The 15,951-nt window shown below is 68.0% G+C and carries 13 protein-coding genes and 1 tRNA gene; 8 read left to right on the top strand and 6 right to left on the bottom strand.

Annotation, left to right across the window (positions count from 1 at the left end):
• Nucleotides 1-25: 25 nt before the first annotated feature.
• A complete protein-coding gene (locus CFB89_RS18845; RefSeq protein ID WP_089469168.1) occupies nucleotides 26-1,165 on the bottom strand; it encodes a slipin family protein in 1,140 nt (379 codons plus the stop codon).
• A 260-nt stretch (nucleotides 1,166-1,425) separates the two neighbouring features.
• Nucleotides 1,426-1,498: transfer RNA gene (locus CFB89_RS18850), tRNA-Phe, on the bottom strand.
• Nucleotides 1,499-1,835: 337 nt separating this feature from the next.
• Between CFB89_RS18850 and rtcR the strand changes: the two genes are divergently transcribed.
• The gene (gene rtcR / locus CFB89_RS18855) at nucleotides 1,836-3,452 is read left to right on the top strand and encodes an RNA repair transcriptional activator RtcR (RefSeq protein WP_089469169.1); all 1,617 of its coding nucleotides are present in this window, start codon (nucleotides 1,836-1,838) and stop codon (nucleotides 3,450-3,452) included.
• 34 nt (nucleotides 3,453-3,486) lie between these two features.
• On the opposite strand, the gene CFB89_RS18860 is transcribed toward rtcR, so the two are convergent.
• Both CFB89_RS18860 and CFB89_RS18865 read right to left on the bottom strand, forming a co-directional pair.
• A complete protein-coding gene (locus CFB89_RS18860; RefSeq protein ID WP_089469170.1) occupies nucleotides 3,487-4,239 on the bottom strand; it encodes a bifunctional 2-polyprenyl-6-hydroxyphenol methylase/3-demethylubiquinol 3-O-methyltransferase UbiG in 753 nt (250 codons plus the stop codon).
• Nucleotides 4,240-4,252: 13 nt separating this feature from the next.
• Nucleotides 4,253-4,879 (bottom strand): LysE family translocator, encoded by a 627-nt coding sequence (locus tag CFB89_RS18865; protein WP_089469171.1) that lies wholly within the window; start codon nucleotides 4,877-4,879, stop codon nucleotides 4,253-4,255.
• Between the two features lie 163 nt (nucleotides 4,880-5,042).
• Here CFB89_RS18865 and CFB89_RS18870 point away from each other — a divergent pair, with 163 nt between their 5' ends.
• The 3 genes from CFB89_RS18870 to CFB89_RS18880 all read left to right on the top strand — a co-directional run bounded on the left by CFB89_RS18870 (nucleotide 5,043) and on the right by CFB89_RS18880 (nucleotide 7,494).
• Entirely contained in the window at nucleotides 5,043-5,843 is an 801-nt protein-coding gene (locus CFB89_RS18870; protein WP_089469172.1) for a helix-turn-helix domain-containing protein, read from the top strand.
• Between the two features lie 120 nt (nucleotides 5,844-5,963).
• Nucleotides 5,964-6,383 carry an ATP--cob(I)alamin adenosyltransferase gene (locus CFB89_RS18875; RefSeq protein WP_089469173.1) on the top strand — a complete coding sequence of 140 codons (420 nt, stop codon included), beginning with the start codon at nucleotides 5,964-5,966 and terminating at the stop codon, nucleotides 6,381-6,383.
• A gap of 106 nt (nucleotides 6,384-6,489) precedes the next feature.
• A complete protein-coding gene (locus tag CFB89_RS18880) occupies nucleotides 6,490-7,494 on the top strand; it encodes a LysR family transcriptional regulator (protein WP_089469174.1) in 1,005 nt (334 codons plus the stop codon).
• 52 nt (nucleotides 7,495-7,546) lie between these two features.
• Here the strand turns inward: CFB89_RS18880 and CFB89_RS18885 are convergent, their stop codons facing one another.
• Complete coding sequence (locus tag CFB89_RS18885) at nucleotides 7,547-8,467, bottom strand: LysR substrate-binding domain-containing protein (RefSeq protein WP_089469175.1); 921 nt, start codon at nucleotides 8,465-8,467, stop codon at nucleotides 7,547-7,549.
• Nucleotides 8,468-8,575: 108 nt separating this feature from the next.
• Here CFB89_RS18885 and CFB89_RS18890 point away from each other — a divergent pair, with 108 nt between their 5' ends.
• Entirely contained in the window at nucleotides 8,576-9,658 is a 1,083-nt protein-coding gene (locus CFB89_RS18890; RefSeq protein WP_089469176.1) for a tartrate dehydrogenase, read from the top strand.
• Between the two features lie 169 nt (nucleotides 9,659-9,827).
• Entirely contained in the window at nucleotides 9,828-11,138 is a 1,311-nt protein-coding gene (locus tag CFB89_RS18895) for an MFS transporter (protein ID WP_089469177.1), read from the top strand.
• Nucleotides 11,139-11,216: 78 nt separating this feature from the next.
• Here the strand turns inward: CFB89_RS18895 and CFB89_RS18900 are convergent, their stop codons facing one another.
• Nucleotides 11,217-11,732 (bottom strand): shikimate kinase, encoded by a 516-nt coding sequence (locus tag CFB89_RS18900; protein WP_089469178.1) that lies wholly within the window; start codon nucleotides 11,730-11,732, stop codon nucleotides 11,217-11,219.
• A 245-nt stretch (nucleotides 11,733-11,977) separates the two neighbouring features.
• Here CFB89_RS18900 and CFB89_RS18905 point away from each other — a divergent pair, with 245 nt between their 5' ends.
• Together CFB89_RS18905 and CFB89_RS18910 are read left to right on the top strand one after the other, a co-directional pair.
• Nucleotides 11,978-14,116 carry a filamentous hemagglutinin N-terminal domain-containing protein gene (locus tag CFB89_RS18905; protein WP_256979704.1) on the top strand — a complete coding sequence of 713 codons (2,139 nt, stop codon included), beginning with the start codon at nucleotides 11,978-11,980 and terminating at the stop codon, nucleotides 14,114-14,116.
• Entirely contained in the window at nucleotides 14,116-15,942 is a 1,827-nt protein-coding gene (locus tag CFB89_RS18910) for a ShlB/FhaC/HecB family hemolysin secretion/activation protein (protein ID WP_089469179.1), read from the top strand. Before CFB89_RS18905 ends, CFB89_RS18910 begins: the two co-directional genes overlap by 1 nt.
• Nucleotides 15,943-15,951: the final 9 nt, after the last annotated feature.

The raw sequence follows: 15,951 nt of genomic DNA on the forward strand, positions 1-15,951 counted from the left end.
CACCTGCCTCGCGCCGGATGCTGCATTACGCGCCCTTGATGCTGACGAGTCCGTTCAGCACCTGGTCGAGACCGCCGAACACCGAGATGCGGTCGATCCGTTCCGCGACGCGCTCGAGCGTTTCCAGCTCCTTGAGCCGCAGCGCGGTTGGGTTCTCTTCCATCACTTTCGCGGTGTTCAGCAGCGAACGCGTGGCCGCCGTTTCCTCGCGGCGGCGAATCACGTTCGCCTGCGCGGACTTCTCCGCCTCGACCACTTGCGCGAGGATCGTCTTCATGTCGCCCGGCAGCACGATATCCTTCACGCCGACACTGCGCACGTCCACGCCCGAATCGCCGAGACGGGCACGCACTTGCGCGATCACGACGTCGTCGATCGACTGCTTGTCCTCCAGCAGCTCGTCGAGCGAGCGCGTGCCGACCGCCGAACGCAGCGCGAACTGCAGCTCGCGATACAGGTGTTCGACCGGTTTCTGCAACTGGCCGAACGCGTGCAGCACGTCCGCGTAGCACCACGTCGCCGACAGGTTCAGCCGCAACGCGACCTTGTCGCGCGTCAGGATTTCCTGCCCGCCGACTTCGATCGCCTGCAAGCGCAGATCGACGAGTTCGACCGCGACGTCGCGGTTGAAGCGCCAGAACGCCGACGTACCCGCGTCCAGCAGCCGCTCGATCCTGCCGTCGATCTTCAGTACACCGACGTGGTACGCCGGCACCTGCGCCAGCAGCACGCCCGTCAGCCCCGCCACGCCGCGTGCACGCAGCGCCGGCTGCGCGATGCGCTTCACGAGCGCGGCCGGCAGCATGCTGTCCTGCGCGAGATCGATGCGCTCGAGACGGTGCGCGGTCAGGCCGCGCCAGTACAGCCGGCGCGTGCCTGGCGCCAGGATCTCGACGAGCACGTCGTCTTCGTAGCGCAGGCCCGCTTCATCGTCGGCGAGATCCATCGCGACGAAATACTGCGCGAGCACGTCCTGTGCGTCGTGACGCAGGTAATCGGCCAGTGCGGCGTCGGCGAGCGGCGCATCGAGACGCGCGGTCTGCACCGACAGGCGCTTGAACGGATCGAAGGCCTTGAACACGCCCGGTTCCAGCACCTTCACGAAATCGCCCTCGTTCATCAGCAGCGCGCGTTCGTTCTTTTTCACGACATGTCGCATCCACATATTCTTGTCCTTATCTTCAATGGCCGCCGGGGTGACACGCATCGTGCGGATCGCGGGGCGACGCAACCGGGCGGGCGGCGCGCCGGCCCGGCGTCGAAGTGCACGACGACGCATCCTGCATCGCGTCGTCGTGCGCCTTCGCGCGGGCCGTGCGGCCGTCCGGCCGATCGCGCGGAACCGCAACCGGTCCGACGCGCGGCGGGCCTTGCGGCCCGCACCGGCGGGTACTGCTTCTATCAAGATGACTGTCCTTGCGGACAGCGTTCGGGCGGGATTCGAACCCGCCACCGGCCGGCTTTCGCCGGCTGCTCCACCTGACTGAGCTTCCGAACAATGGGGCGCCCCGGGATTCGAACCCGGGCGAGGCATCCTGGCGCGCCCCCTGCCTTCGTCTGTCCATGGCGGCATGCGCTGCCGCGACGAACGAGGTTCGGCGGCGGCGCACCAGCAGGGCTTTGTGAACCCTGGCTCGTGGGCCAGCGGGACATCCGGCGCTTTGTATTTAGCGAGGAGCGTGCCAGTGCGCGCACTTGACCTTCAAATATTTTTTTAAGCTTTTGAAAATAAACAGTATTTTTATTTGGTGCGTGATCGGGTGCGAATGCCTCCTGCCGCGCGTCGTCCGAAAAATCCGATAGAATTGGATCACCTCTTATCCCATGAGATAAAGATGCGAAAGACTGTCGCGATCGGTTTTCTCGGCACCGTGCTCGACCAGGGTGGCCGCGCGCCGCGCCGTTACCGCAAATGGCGGCCGACGATTTCGCTGTGCGAGCAGCCCGCCCTTCCGATCGACCGGCTCGAACTGCTGCATTCGCTGGACTACACGCGTCTCGCCAACCAGGTGCGAGACGATCTCGTGCGCGTGTCGCCGCACACCGACGTGCGGCTCACGCCGGTCACGATCCACGATCCGTGGGATTTCGAGGAGGTCTATGCGACGCTGCACGACTACGCTCGCGCGTATCCGTTCGACCTCGAACACGAGGATTACCTGATCCATATCACGACCGGCACGCACGTCGCGCAGATCTGCTGGTTCCTGCTCGCGGAAGCGCGCTACCTGCCCGCGCGCCTCGTGCAGACGGGGCCGCCGCAGCGAACCGACGAAGGGCCGAGCGGGCCGGGCACGATCTCGGTGATCGATCTCGACCTGTCCCGCTACAACCGGATCGCGCAGCGCTTCACGCGCGAGCGCGACGAAACGGTGTCGTTCCTGAAGGCCGGCATCGCGACGCGCAATGCACGCTTCAACGCGCTGATCGAGCAACTCGAGCGCGTGGCCGTGCGTTCGCGCGCGCCGATGCTGCTGGTCGGGCCGACGGGAGCCGGCAAGTCGTTTCTCGCGAAGCGCGTGTACGAGCTGAAGCGCGGCCGGCATCGGCTCGCCGGGCCGTTCATCGAGATCAACTGCGCGACGCTGCGCGGCGACGCGGCGATGTCGACGCTGTTCGGTCACGTGAAGGGCGCGTTCACCGGCGCGCAATCGGCGCGCGCGGGGTTGCTGCGCGCGGCGGACGGCGGGCTGCTGTTTCTCGACGAGATCGGCGAACTCGGGCTCGACGAGCAGGCGATGCTGCTGAAGGCGATCGAGGAGAAGCGCTTCCTGCCGGTGGGCGCGGACGTCGAGGCGACGAGCGATTTCGAGTTGATCGCGGGCACGCACCGCGACCTGCGGCAGATGGTGGCGGCCGGGACGTTCCGCGAGGATCTGTATGCGCGGATCAACCTGTGGACTTACGAATTGCCGGGGCTCGCGGAGCGCCGCGAGGACATCGAGCCGAACCTCGAATTCGAACTCGACCGTTTCGGCCGCGAGCAGGGCGAGCAGGTGCGTTTCAACGTGGAGGCGAAGCGGCGCTATCTCGCGTTCGCGGCGTCGCCGCGCGCGACGTGGGCCGGCAACTTCCGCGAGCTGTCGGCGTCGGTCACGCGGATGGCGACGCTGGCCGACGCGGGGCGGATTACCGAGGCGCTCGCCGAGCAGGAAGTCGAGCGGCTGACGCGCACGTGGTCGTCGCCGGGTGGGGCGGGGGCGTCGGATGCGTGCGTCGACGCGGTGTTCGGCGCGCGTGCGGCGGAACTCGACCTGTTCGACCGTGCGCAACTCGAGCGCGTGCTCGACGTGTGCCGCACGTCGGCGAGCCTGTCGGAAGCCGGACGCACGCTGTTCGCCGTGTCGCGGCAGAGCAAGAAGCAGCCGAACGATGCGGACCGGTTGCGCAAGTATCTCGCGCGGTTCGGACTCGATTGGGATGCGGTGCGGCGCGCGCTCGATGGCGTGTGAGCGCGAGGGGCGCGTGATCTCTGCGTTGCGCCCGTTACGCGTGGCAGATCGCGATGATTTCCGCGCTGCTCGCCTCGTCGAACGGGGCATGCTCCCAATCGCCGTACCAGTCGGCCGCCGCGAAACCGGCCGCCGTCACGCGCGCCCGCAACTCAGGTTGCGCGATGAAACGCAGCCGGCTCGTATTCGTCAGCACCGTATCGTCGCGGCGGAAGCGGTAGCGCGTGTCGAACGTCACGATCGCGTCGTCGATCGCACGCACCGCGTGATGGAGATCGACGATGCCGAATGCGTGCGACTCGACGCTGCGTGCGGACTGCGCGGGCGTCCATGTTCGCCATGGTTCGGTGCGCGGGTTGCGGGTGTCGAACAGGAAACGGCCGCCGTCGGCGAGCACGCGCCGCACGCCGCGCAGCGTCGCGTCGACGTCGTCGTCGCTCAGCAGGCACTGGAACGCGTGCCCGGTCATCACGACCGCATCGAACGGCGCGCCGGGCGGCAGGCCGTCGAGCGCGCACGCGAGCCAGCGTACCGCGTCGGCGCCCGGCTGGCGTCGCGCGTAATCGATCATCGCCGGCGCGGGATCGATCGCGACGACATCATGCCCGGCCGTCGCGAGCCGTCGCGCGAACGTGCCGGTGCCGCAGCCGAGATCGAGGATGCGTCGCCGGCCGGCGCCGATCGCGGTGGCGTAGAACGCGAAGTCCCGATCGCCCGCGTTGAACAGGTCGTACACCGCGACGAGGCGCGGGTCGGTGTAGAGCAGGTCCGCGTCGGCGCGCGTCATGCGGCCGCGCGCATCAGCGCTGCTGCACGGCCACGCGCAGCCCGAGCGCGATGAAGATCGAGCCGATGATCTTGCCCTGCCAGCGCGTGAGCCACGTGAGCCGCTTCACGATGCGGCCGAGCGGCCGGATCGAGCACGCGATCAGCGTCGTGTAGAGCGAACTGAGCACGACGAAGATCAGCCCGAGCGCCGCGAACTGCACGAACGTTGAACCGCGCTCTGGATGCACGAACTGCGGCATGAACGCGAGGAAGAACAGCGCGGTTTTCGGGTTCAGCACCTCGGCGGGAATCGCCTGAAGGTACGCCCTGAGCGGCGTGACGGGCGACACCTTCGGCAGCGACGGATCGGCCGCCTTCTCGAGCAGCGCGCGCACGCCGAGATAGATCAGGTACGCGGCGCCGGCCAGCTTCACGACGTTGAACGCGAGCGCCGACGTCATCAGCAGCGCGGACAGCCCGACGGCCGCGAACAGCGTATGCACGAAGTCGCCGCTCGCGACGCCGAGGCCGGTCAGGATGCCGGTCTTGCGGCCGCCTTGCACGGTGCGGCTCAGCACGAGCAGCACGGCGGGGCCGGGAATCAGGAACAGGCCCAGGACGACGGCCGTGAAGGTGGTCAGCGTGGTCAGGTCGAACATGGCGGCTCCGGCAGGTGGCGCAGCGGCAGGGGATCGGCGCATTGTATTCCGTCCGGTGCACGGCCGCAGACGCGCGTCGAACGGCGCGGCCGCGCCGGCGCGTTTCTGGTATAAGCACGACAGGACGCGCCGGCGTCCGGCCTTCTTCACAGCCCGTCGTTCCATGCGCGACCTTCCACCGATCACCGATCCCGCCGCGGACGCCGACGTCTATCACGTGCCGCGTCCGCTCGTCGTGTTCGGCGGCTCGGTCGTCGAGCCCGAATGGCGGCTCGAGCGGCACAGCCATCGCCAGGCGCAACTGCTCTACACGCTGAGCGGCGTCGTCTATTGCGAGATCGACGGCGGCGTGTGGACCGCGCCGCCGCAATGCACGGTCTGGATTCCGGGCGATGTCCCGCACGCGGCGCGCGGCTCGGCCGGCGCGACCTTCTACGCGGTACTGGTCGAACCCGACGCGGCGCTCGACCTGCCCACGCGCTGTTGCACGCTGGCCATGTCGCCGCTGTTGCGCGAGCTGCTGCTGAAGGCGGCCAGCTTCCCGAACCTGTACGACGTCGACGGGCCGCAAGGGCGGCTGGTGGCGACGCTGCTCGACGAACTCGTCGCGGCGCCGGTCGAGGATCTGTACCTGCCGATGCCGACCGACCGCCGGCTGCGCAAGCTGATCGACCATCTGCTCGCCGATCCGGCCGACAAGTCGCCGCTGGCCGAACTCGCGCGGCGCGCGGGCATCAGCGAGCGCAGCCTCACGCGGCTCGCGACGAAGGAGCTCGGCATGAGCCTCGGCGACTGGCGCCGTCGGCTGCACGTCGCGCTGTCGCTGCGGATGCTGACGACCGGCCGCCGCGTTCACCAGATCGCGATCGATCTCGGCTACGAGAGCGCGAGCAGTTTCGTCACGATGTTCCGCAAGGCGACCGGCAAGTCGCCGACCCAATACCTGACCGACCGGCAACGCTGACCGTCCACGCGGCACGCTCACGCACGTTTGGCCGGATTGAAAAAGCAGTTGGCCGGGATGAGAAATGACGCATCGGGTCTCGATCCATAAGATGAGAATCGTTCTCATCTGGAGGTCGACATGCAAATCGTCACGACTGAATTCCCGTTTGTCTGGCTGCGTTACAGCGGCTCGACCTACACCGATCCCGCTCGCCTGATCGCCGAACTCGACGCGTTGCTCGCGCGCCGCGAACGCTTCGTCTTGCTGACCGACGATGCGCCGTCCGGCGACGATCGTCCGGACAACGATCACGAGATGCGCAAACAGCTCGCGAAGTGGAGCAAGGCCAACCGCGCGCTGTCGCGCGAACGGATCCCCGGGATGATCGCGATCGAGCCCAACGCGGCGCGCCGCGTGGCGCTCAATGCCTTTTCGGGCGCCTTCGAGAAGGTCTGGGGCTATCCGCTGAACGCGGCGGCGAGCCGCGACGACGCACTGGCGCTCGCGCAACGGCTGCTCGCCGAACCGGCGCCCGCCGTCGCGGCGGCGAACGCCTGACCCGAGGGCCGCGCGGGTCGCGCGGCTCGCGTCGACATCGACATCGACACGCCGCACGGTGCGCGAATGCGCGCGGCGGCATATCGCAACCACGCAGAGGTGTTGGGTGGACAATCCGATCCGCGCGATGCGCATCTTCACGCGCATCGTCGAAATGAACAGCTTCACGCGCGCGGCGCAGGCGCTCGGCATTTCGCGCGCCACCGCGACGCGCACCGTGCAGGAACTCGAAGCGGCGCTCGGCATGCCGTTGTTGGTGCGCACGACGCGCGCGCTGCGGGCGACGCCCGAAGGCGACGCGTATTACCGGCGCTGCGTCAGCATCACCGCGGACGTCGACGAGCTCGAAGCGAGCATCCGCGGCGCCGCGCTGCATCCGAGCGGGCCGTTGCGCGTCGAATTGCCGGCGTCGGTGGCGGGCGCGATCGTGTTGCCGGCGCTCGGCGAATTTCATGCGCGGCATCCCGATCTCGAGCTGATCCTCGCCGTGGCCGGGCGCGCGGGCGATCGCATCGGCGACGCGATCGACTGCAGCGTCCGGCTCGGCGCGTTGCCCGATTCGTCGCTCGTCGCGCGCCGGCTCGGCTCGCTCGAGCGCGTGACGTGCGCGAGCCCCGCGTATCTCGACCGCTTCGGCGTGCCGTGCACGCCCGACGATCTGGACGCGCATCGCGCGGTAGCCGGCGCGCACGTGTGCGGTCAGCGTCCGGCCGAGCTCGAGTTCGTGGTGGACGACGCGGTGCGCAAGGTGCAACTCGACGGCATCGTCAGCGTGGACGACGAGCAGGCGTATCTCGCGTGCGGCGTGCACGGCCTCGGGTTGATCCAGCCGACGCGCGTCGCCGCGCAACCGCAGATCGACGCGGGGCGATTGCGGGAAGTGCTGCCGCGCTGGCAACCCGATGCGCTCGCCGTGTCGGCCGTCTATGTGAAGCGCCCGCATGTGTCGCCCGGCGTGCGGGCGTTCGTCGACTGGATCGCGGAGCGCTTCGTGCAGGCCGGGTATGAGCAGGCGGGACTGGCGGCGGCGGGGGCGGTGGGATGGCGGCCGGCGTTGGCGGGTGCGGCCGCTAGCGGCGATCGCTACGGCGGGCTGGTAGCGGTGGCCTGACGGCGGGATGCGAGCCGTGCCTGACGCTGCCATGCACAAGTGACCGACACCCCTACGTCGCCTTCAGCCGCTCCAAATCCTCCGCCAGGAAATCGACGAACGCGCGAATCCGCGTGGACATCTGGTGACGCTGCGCATACACCGCGTAGATGTCGGCGCTCGGCGTTTCATGGTCGGGCAGCACGACGACCAGCCTGCCGTCGGCGAGATAGTCGCGCAGATCCCATTCCGCGCGCATCAGGATCCCGTGCCCGTCGAGCGCCCACTTCACCGCGATCTCGCCGTCGTTGGTCGTCAGGTTGCCGTTGATCCGTACGGCTTCCGTGTGGCGGCCCGCGCCGCGCCCGCTCGTCAGGCGCCACACGCCGTAACCTTCGTCGCCCTGCCGGATGCCGATGCAGTTGTGTCGCGTGAGGTCGTGCGGCGTGCCGGGCGTCCCGTGCCGCGCGAGATACGCGGGCGCCGCGCACAGCAGCCGGCGGTTCGGCGCGAGCCGCCGCGCGACGACACGCGTGTCGGGCGGTTCGCCGAAGCGGATGCACACGTCGAATGCGTCGTCGGTGAGCGGCGGCGGCATCACCGACAACTGCAACTGCACCGACACCTCCGGATAGCGCGCGACGAAGCGCGAGATCGCCGGGCCGACATGGCTGCGCCCGAAACCGAGCGTCGCATTCACGCGCAGCAGGCCTTTCGGCCGCTGCTTCGCGCTGCCGAGCAGTTCGCCGAGTTCGTCCATCTGATCGAGGATCCGGCGTGCGTACTCCAGATAGACGTCGCCTTCCGGCGTCAGCATCATCCGCCGCGTCGTGCGGTTGACGAGCGTCACGCCCGCGCGCCGCTCCATCTGCGTGAGCCGCTTGCTGACGGCCGCCGCGGTCAGCCCGAGTTCGCGCGCGGCCGCGCTCAGGCTGCCCGAGGCGGCCAGCGTCGAGAAGAAGCCGAGATCGGCCGGCTGGACGGTATCCGCCATGACGGGATTCATGAATTGAAGTTAAAGATGCTTTGAGTATAGCCCCGGTTTACGTACTTCCAGTTCGGTAAAGTGCGTACACGCTCACGATCGATCGAGGATGTCCGCATGAAGACCTACCGTATCGCAACGATTCCCGGCGACGGCATCGGCAAGGAAGTGGTGCCTGCGGCCAAGCAGGTGCTGGAAGCGCTGGCCCGCGGCAGCGACCGCTTTGCGTTCGCGTTCGAGGATTTCGACTGGGGCGCCGATTACTACCGCCGGCACGGCGCGATGATGCCGGCCGACGGCCTCGACGCGCTGCGCGGCAAGGACGCGATCCTGTTCGGCTCCGCGGGCGACCCGGACGTGCCCGACCACGTGACGCTGTGGGGGCTGCGCCTGAAGATCTGCCAGGGCTTCGACCAGTACGCGAACGTGCGTCCGACGCGCATCCTGCCGGGCATCGATGCGCCGCTGAAACGCTGCGGGCCGGACGACCTGAACTGGGTGATCGTCCGCGAGAACTCCGAAGGCGAATATGCGGGCGTCGGCGGCCGCGTGCATCAGGGCCATCCGATCGAGGCCGCGACCGACGTGTCGATCCTCACGCGCGCCGGCGTCGAACGCATCATGCGCTTCGCGTTCCGGCTCGCGCAGTCGCGACCGCGCAAGCTGCTGACCGTGATCACGAAGAGCAACGCGCAGCGGCACGCGATGGTGATGTGGGACGAGATCGCGAAACAGATCGCGCAGGAGTTTCCCGACGTGACGTGGGACAAGGAGCTCGTCGACGCGGCGACCGCGCGCATGGTCAACCGTCCGGCGTCGCTCGACACGATCGTCGCGACCAACCTGCACGCGGACATCCTCAGCGATCTCGCCGCCGCGCTTGCGGGCAGTCTCGGCATCGCGCCGACCGGCAACATCGATCCCGAGCGGCGCTACCCGTCGATGTTCGAGCCGATCCACGGCTCCGCGTTCGACATCATGGGCAAGGGGCTCGCGAATCCGGTCGGCACGTTCTGGTCGGTCGTGATGCTGCTCGAGCATCTCGGCGAGACGGAAGCGGCCGCGCGCGTGATGCACGCGATCGAGGCCGTGACGGCCGACCCGTCGCTGCATACGCGCGACCTCGGCGGCAGTGCGACGACCGCGCAAGTGACGGCGGCCGTTTGCGAGCGCGTCGCGAACGCGGCAGTCGCGGCCTGACGGCGGCGACGCGGCGGCGGCCGCGCGTGCGCGCCGCCGAGCGCCGAGCGCTCGCTTCATTCAGGCATTTTCAGCCCGCGACTCGCGCATGCGACGCGAGCCGGGCGCCGGCCGGCGCGCGGGGTCCAACGACCGACGGCGCACGGCCCGACCTCGAAGGAGGAGACACATGCAAGCGGATCTGGAAACCCGCGTCGCGCGGAAACTGATGTGGCGCATCATTCCGTTCGTGATGCTGCTTTACTTCGTCAGCTTTCTCGATCGCGTCAACGTCGGCTTCGCGGCGATGACGATGAACAAGGCGATCGGCCTGTCGCCGACCGCGTTCGGGTTCGGCGGCGGCCTGTTCTTCATCGGCTACTTTCTGTTCGAAGTGCCAAGCAACCTGATTCTCCATCGCGTCGGCGCGCGCATCTGGATCGCACGCGTGATGATCACGTGGGGGATCGTGTCGGCGGTGTCCGCGTTCGCGGCCGGGCCGACGAGCTTCTACGTGCTGCGCTTCCTGCTCGGCATGGCCGAAGCCGGTTTCTTCCCCGGCGTCATCCTGTACCTGAGCCTGTGGTTTCCCGCGAAGCAGCGCGCGGTGGCCGCCGCGTGGTTCATGGCGGCAGCGCCGATCTCGACCGCGATCGGCTCGCCGCTGTCGGGCGCGATCATGCAGATGCCGCCGATGTTCGGGCTCGCCGACTGGCAAGTGCTGTACATCGTCGAGGCGCTGCCGGCGGTCATGCTGGGCTTCGTCGTGCTGAAGCGCCTGACCGATGCGCCGTCGCAGGCCGCGTGGCTGCGGGCCGACGAACGCGACTGGCTGATCGCGAAGCTGAAAGCGGAAGCGGACGCGCGCCACACGCACGCCGGGCACACGGCCGGCGCATGGCAGGCGCTGCGCGACCCGCGCGTGCTGGCGCTCGCGCTGATCTACTTCGGCACGTCGGCGGGGCTGTACACGCTCGGCCTGTGGGCGCCGCTGATGGTCAAGCAGTTCGGTTTCACTGCATTGCAGACGGGCATGCTGACCGGCATTCCGAGCATCGCCGCCGTGGTTGCGATGATCGTGTGGGCACGGCATTCGGATCGCACCGGCGAGCGCACATGGCACGTCGTGATTCCGTGCGTGCTGGCCTGCATCGGCTTCGTGTTCGCGGGGCGGGCGAGCACGGCGTTGCTGACGGTGCTCGCGCTGGTCGTCGTCAACATCGGCATCAGTGCCGCGAAGGCGCCGCTGTGGGCGATGCCGAGCGCGTTCCTGTCGGGGGCCGGCGCGGCGGCGGGGATCGCGATGATCAATTCGATCGGCAATCTCGGCGGGTTCGTCGGGCCGTTCGCGATCGGCTGGTTGAAGCATGTGACGGGCGGGTATGCGGCGGGGCTGTATGTGGTTGCGGGGACGCTCGCCGTGTCGGCGGTGGTGACGTTGATGTTGAGCCGGACGGGGGCGCGCGAGCAGGTCGTGTCGGGCGTACGGCAACATCATTGAGAGCGGCGCGCGTTCGCTTGCATGCGTCCGGACGTGCATGCGGTGCGCCGACGACGGCGCACGGCCGAAGCCGCCGCGTCAATGGACGGGAAGGGCCACGCGGCGAGCGATCGCCGTCGCGCACCCATCGGCCGACGCGTTCGACGTATCGATCACGCAATCGCTGAACGCGCGCGACGCATAGCCTTCGCGATACATTTGCGCGACGCGTTCCCGCTCCCAGTCCGTCAGGGCGCGCGTGCCGCGATTCGACGCCGCAACCGCCTCGGGCGGCGCGAGCGTCACGACGAAAAGACGCGCATCGCGTGCGTTGCACGCCGCGCGCAGCCGCTCGAATTCCGCTTCGCCGATTGGATAAGCGATCACGAGGTGGCGTTCGCGCGCTTGCGCGATCCGCGTGACCAGCCGCTCCAGCGCGATCGCCCATTGCACGTCGAACGGCGCGTCTTCAGGCGCGTCGTGATCGTCGCCGTCGATGAAGCGCGCATCGGGCAGCATGCGTGCGAGCGCGCGACCGATCGTCGTCTTGCCGCTGTTGATCGGGCCGTTCAGATGGATGACGGTGAGCGGCGTGTTCGTCGATGTAGAGGACATGAGGAGCAGGATGGATCGGACGCCTTCATTGTGCCTCGGCGTGAAATCTATTTGTAATGTTGACTCCGAAGCGATTAGAAAAATTATTCGATCGAGCACCCTAAAGAAAGGCGTCGCCCCGCCGTTACTCTTCCTCGGTATCGCAAAAAAAGTATGACGAAAGCAGTACAACCACACGACCAAAAAACCGAGGGCGCACGGCCGGCGAAGCCGTGCGCGGGACCAGAATGGGATGCACCGATTCAATGGGGCGTGCAGGCACCGGGGGCTGGCGCGCGCTGTGCCTTTGCCTTGCCGTAACGGGACTGCTGCCGCACTGCGCCGCCGCCGCGGGGATCGTCGCGGACGGCGGCACGCCCACGAGCGTGTCGGTCGGGCCGAATGGCCGGCAGCTCGTCAATCTTGCGCCGGCGGTCGCCGGCGTATCGAGCAACACGTATTCGTCGTTCAACGTGACGACAGCCGGTGCGACGCTGAACAACGTCGGCATCAACGCGCGCACGATCGTCAACCAGGTGACGAGCACGAACCGCAGCCTGATCGAAGGCGAGATCGCCGTGGCGGGGCCGCGCGCGAACGTCGTGCTTGCGAACCCGAACGGCATCACGGTCAACGGCGGATCGTTCGTCAACACGGGGCGCGTCGCGCTGTCGACCGGCAGCGTGAGCTTCAACGACCTGCAGATCGCCCCTGGCGTCATCCAGCGCAACATCGTGCTCGATACGTCGACCGGCACGATCGTCGTCGGGCCGGGCGGCCTGGCCGGCGCGTTGATCGGGCTGGATCTGATCGCGAAGAACATCCTCGTCGACGGCGCGATCGACAACACGTTTTCGTCGGCGACGGCCGGTGTGCGCCTGCTGGCCGGACGCAGCCGTGTCGAGCTGAACACGGGGCTGTCGCCGAACGACAATGCCAACGACTGGCTCTCGCGTACCGCGACGACCCAGCCGGACACCGCATCGTCCTACGCGATCGACATCACTGCCGCAGGCAGCGTGACGAGCGGGCGCGTGCAGTTGATCGTCACGGATCGCGGCCCCGGCGTGCGCAGCGCCGGCGCGATGAATGCGTCGCTCGGGGATTTCACGCTCACGTCGAACGGCAACGTCGAGATGTCGCATGCGAAGATCGACGTCGCGCGAGACCTCGACGTCACCGTGCAGGGCGGCATGACGCTGACCGACACCGACCTGAAGTCGCGTGGCGGCCACGCGAATGTGTCGGCAGCCGATGCGATCGCGTTGACGGGCAGCAGCCTGATGGCGTCGGGCAGCGTCAAGCTGAATGGCGCGGGCATCGCGCTGAATCCCGACGACGCGATGAAGGGCGCCACCGTGGCATCGTCGCAAAGCGGCGTGGTGCTCAAGAGCGCGGCGGACATCGTGAATGTCGGCTCGCTGGTGCAAGGGCAGGCCGCGATCGACGCGGACCCGGATTCGGCGGGCGCGGTGACGCTGAATGCGGCGGGCCGCATCCTGAACCAGTCGCTGCCGCAGACGGGGATCGGCATCCTGTTCGGCGTGAAGGGCGACGTGTCGCTGACCGCGGGCGCCGATATCGTCAACCGGAATGCACGGATCCTGTCGAACCAGAGCGTGTCGATCGACGCGGGCGGAGATCTGCAGAACATCGTCGACCACAGCACCGGCGTGCAGAACGGTGCGGTGGTCGGCTTCTCCGAGCAGGGCGGCCGCTTCCTGTTCTTCAAGCATCGTAGCGACGGCTTCACCGTCGACTATGGCGCGCTGGCCGACGCATCGAAACTCGCGTACATCACGGCCGATGCGGGCAACGTGAGCGTGCGCGCCGCGAACGTGACGAATATCGGCGGATCGATCCTGTCGAATGGCGGCGCGATCGACATCGCTGCGCGTGACAACATCCTCACGCAAGCCATTCTCACCGGGCAGGCATCGTACCGGCGCTCGTGTTTCGTGTTCTGCCGCGCGAGCGCATCGTCGAACGTGCAGGCGTTCGGCGGTGCGATCGAGGCCAAAGCCGACATCCAGTTGAAAGCCGGTACGCAGATCACGAACACGGGCGGAACCGTGCTTGCGTACGGCGCATTGACGCTCGACGCGCCGAAGACGCTCGCGCAGGGCGTGCCGGGCTACACGGTGATCAATCGCGATCACGACCTGAAGGCGTGGTTCGGCAATCGTTGGGCGGCGATCTATGCGGCCGACACCGGCGGCGTGTTCACAGGAGGAACCGGCAAGGTGCGCCTGACCGGCGAGGCCGACATCGACGGCGGTGCGTACAGCGCGCCCGACGGTGTGCTCGCGGCCGGCGGCATCGTGACGATCCGGCCGCCGCATCGCGATCTCGTGACGATCGGCAACCGCAATCACATGGGTCTCGTGTCGTGGTTCGGCCTGTGATGTCGCACAAGGATCACCGCATTGCCGCCGCGCTCGCGTTGACGATCGGCGCAATGTCGCCGTGCGCGCATGCACAGCTCGCGGGCGCGCCGCCGGCCGGCGCGCTTCCGGGCCTCGGCGCGCTCCCGGCCGGGTTGGCGGTGCCGCGTGCGGAACAGGATCCCGCGCAGCGTCTGCTGCAGGAGCAGCGCGACCGGCAGCGCCGCGACGAGATCGCGCAGCCGCCGGCGCAGATCGCGGTGCCCGAGCAGCCGGCGATGCCCGACCTGCCGCCGGGCGCCGACGTCGACACGCTGCCGGACGTCGCGCCGACGTTCCTGATCGAGCGGATCGAATTCACCGGCGACGCGATGCTCGGGCAGCACGAACTGGACCGTATCGCGGCGCCGTTCATCGGCAAGCAACTCGGGCGCAACCGGATCAACCTGCTGCTGCGCCGGCTGACCGAAGCGTTCATTGCGCGCGGCTACATCACGACGCGTGCGTACCTCGGGCCGCAGAATCTCGCGTCCGGCACGCTGAAGATCAATCTCGTTCCCGGCCGCGTGGCCGCGTTGACGCTGAACGGCAAGCCGCTGAGGCCGCGCGATCCCGACGAGAAGTGGTACGAGGTGCGCGGCGGCGGGCTGCTGACCGAAGCCGGCACCGCATGGGCGTTCGCGAGCACGCCGGGCGACGTGCTGCGTCTGCCCGATCTGGAGCAGGGCGTCGACCAGATCAACCGGTTGCGGCGCAATCAGGCCGAAATCCGGATTCTCCCCGGCGAAGCGCCGGGCGATTCGATCGTCGCGATCTCGAACCGCTACGGCGACCGTCTTCATTACGATTTCGGCATCGACAACTACGGCAGCTCGCAGACCGGCAAGACGCGCTATCGCGCCGGTGTCGAAGCCGACAACGTGATCGGACTCCAGGAATCGCTGTCGTTCAGCTACGTCGGGACGACCGACACGAATGCGGTCGTGTTCTCGGCGGCGGTGCCGTACGGCTATCAAACGTTCAGCTACACGGCGTCGATGTCCGAGTACCAGCAGGCGATTGGCGACGTCGCGCTGATCGCGGGGCGCACGTTCAGCCAGATGCTCGGCTGGAACGACGTGCTGGTGCGTTCGCCGCGCGGGCGCATGAGCGTCGACGTGACGCTCAACAAGCTGCGCACCGAGCGCGACCTCAACGGCATGCCGTTGTCGCCGCAGAACCTGACGGTGTTGCGTGTCGCGCTGAACGGGCTGTCCCGCTTCGTCATGCGCGATCAGGGTGCGGCCGCGACCTGGGATGTCGGCGTGTCGCAGGGTTTGCCTTGGCTGGCGGCCAGCCACGATGCGTCCGACATCGGCATCGACGATGCGCACAGCCAGTTCACGAAGCTCGATGCCACCGGCACGCTGCAGTTCACGTTCGGCAATTTTGCCGGTTCCAGCTGGGCGTATCGCGGCACGCTTCGCGCTCAGTACAGCCGCGTCGCGCTGTTCGGCAACGAGCAGATCTTTCTGGGCGGCATGGGCTCGGTCCGCGGGTTTACCGAAGGCGGGATCGCCGGTGACAGCGGCGCATTCGTGCGCAACGAGCTGGCCTGGCAGAACGTACCGGCGTGGCACGACGCGCGCATCGAACCGTACGTGTTTCTGGACGGCGGCAAGACGCACCTGAACGCGCAGGGCGGCTGGCCGTCGCTCGTCGGCACGGGGGTCGGCACGCGTGCGCAATGGCGTTTGAAAGGCGGGACCCTGTCGACCGAAGTGCTCGTCGGGCAGGCGCTCGCGCAACCGGCGGCGCTCGGCAAGAAAGCCAGCGTGTTGCTGGCAACACTCAACTGGACGGACTGATGGAGAACT

This window comes from Burkholderia sp. AU16741 (assembly GCF_002223345.1).
Classification (GTDB): Bacteria; Pseudomonadota; Gammaproteobacteria; order Burkholderiales; family Burkholderiaceae; genus Burkholderia; species Burkholderia sola.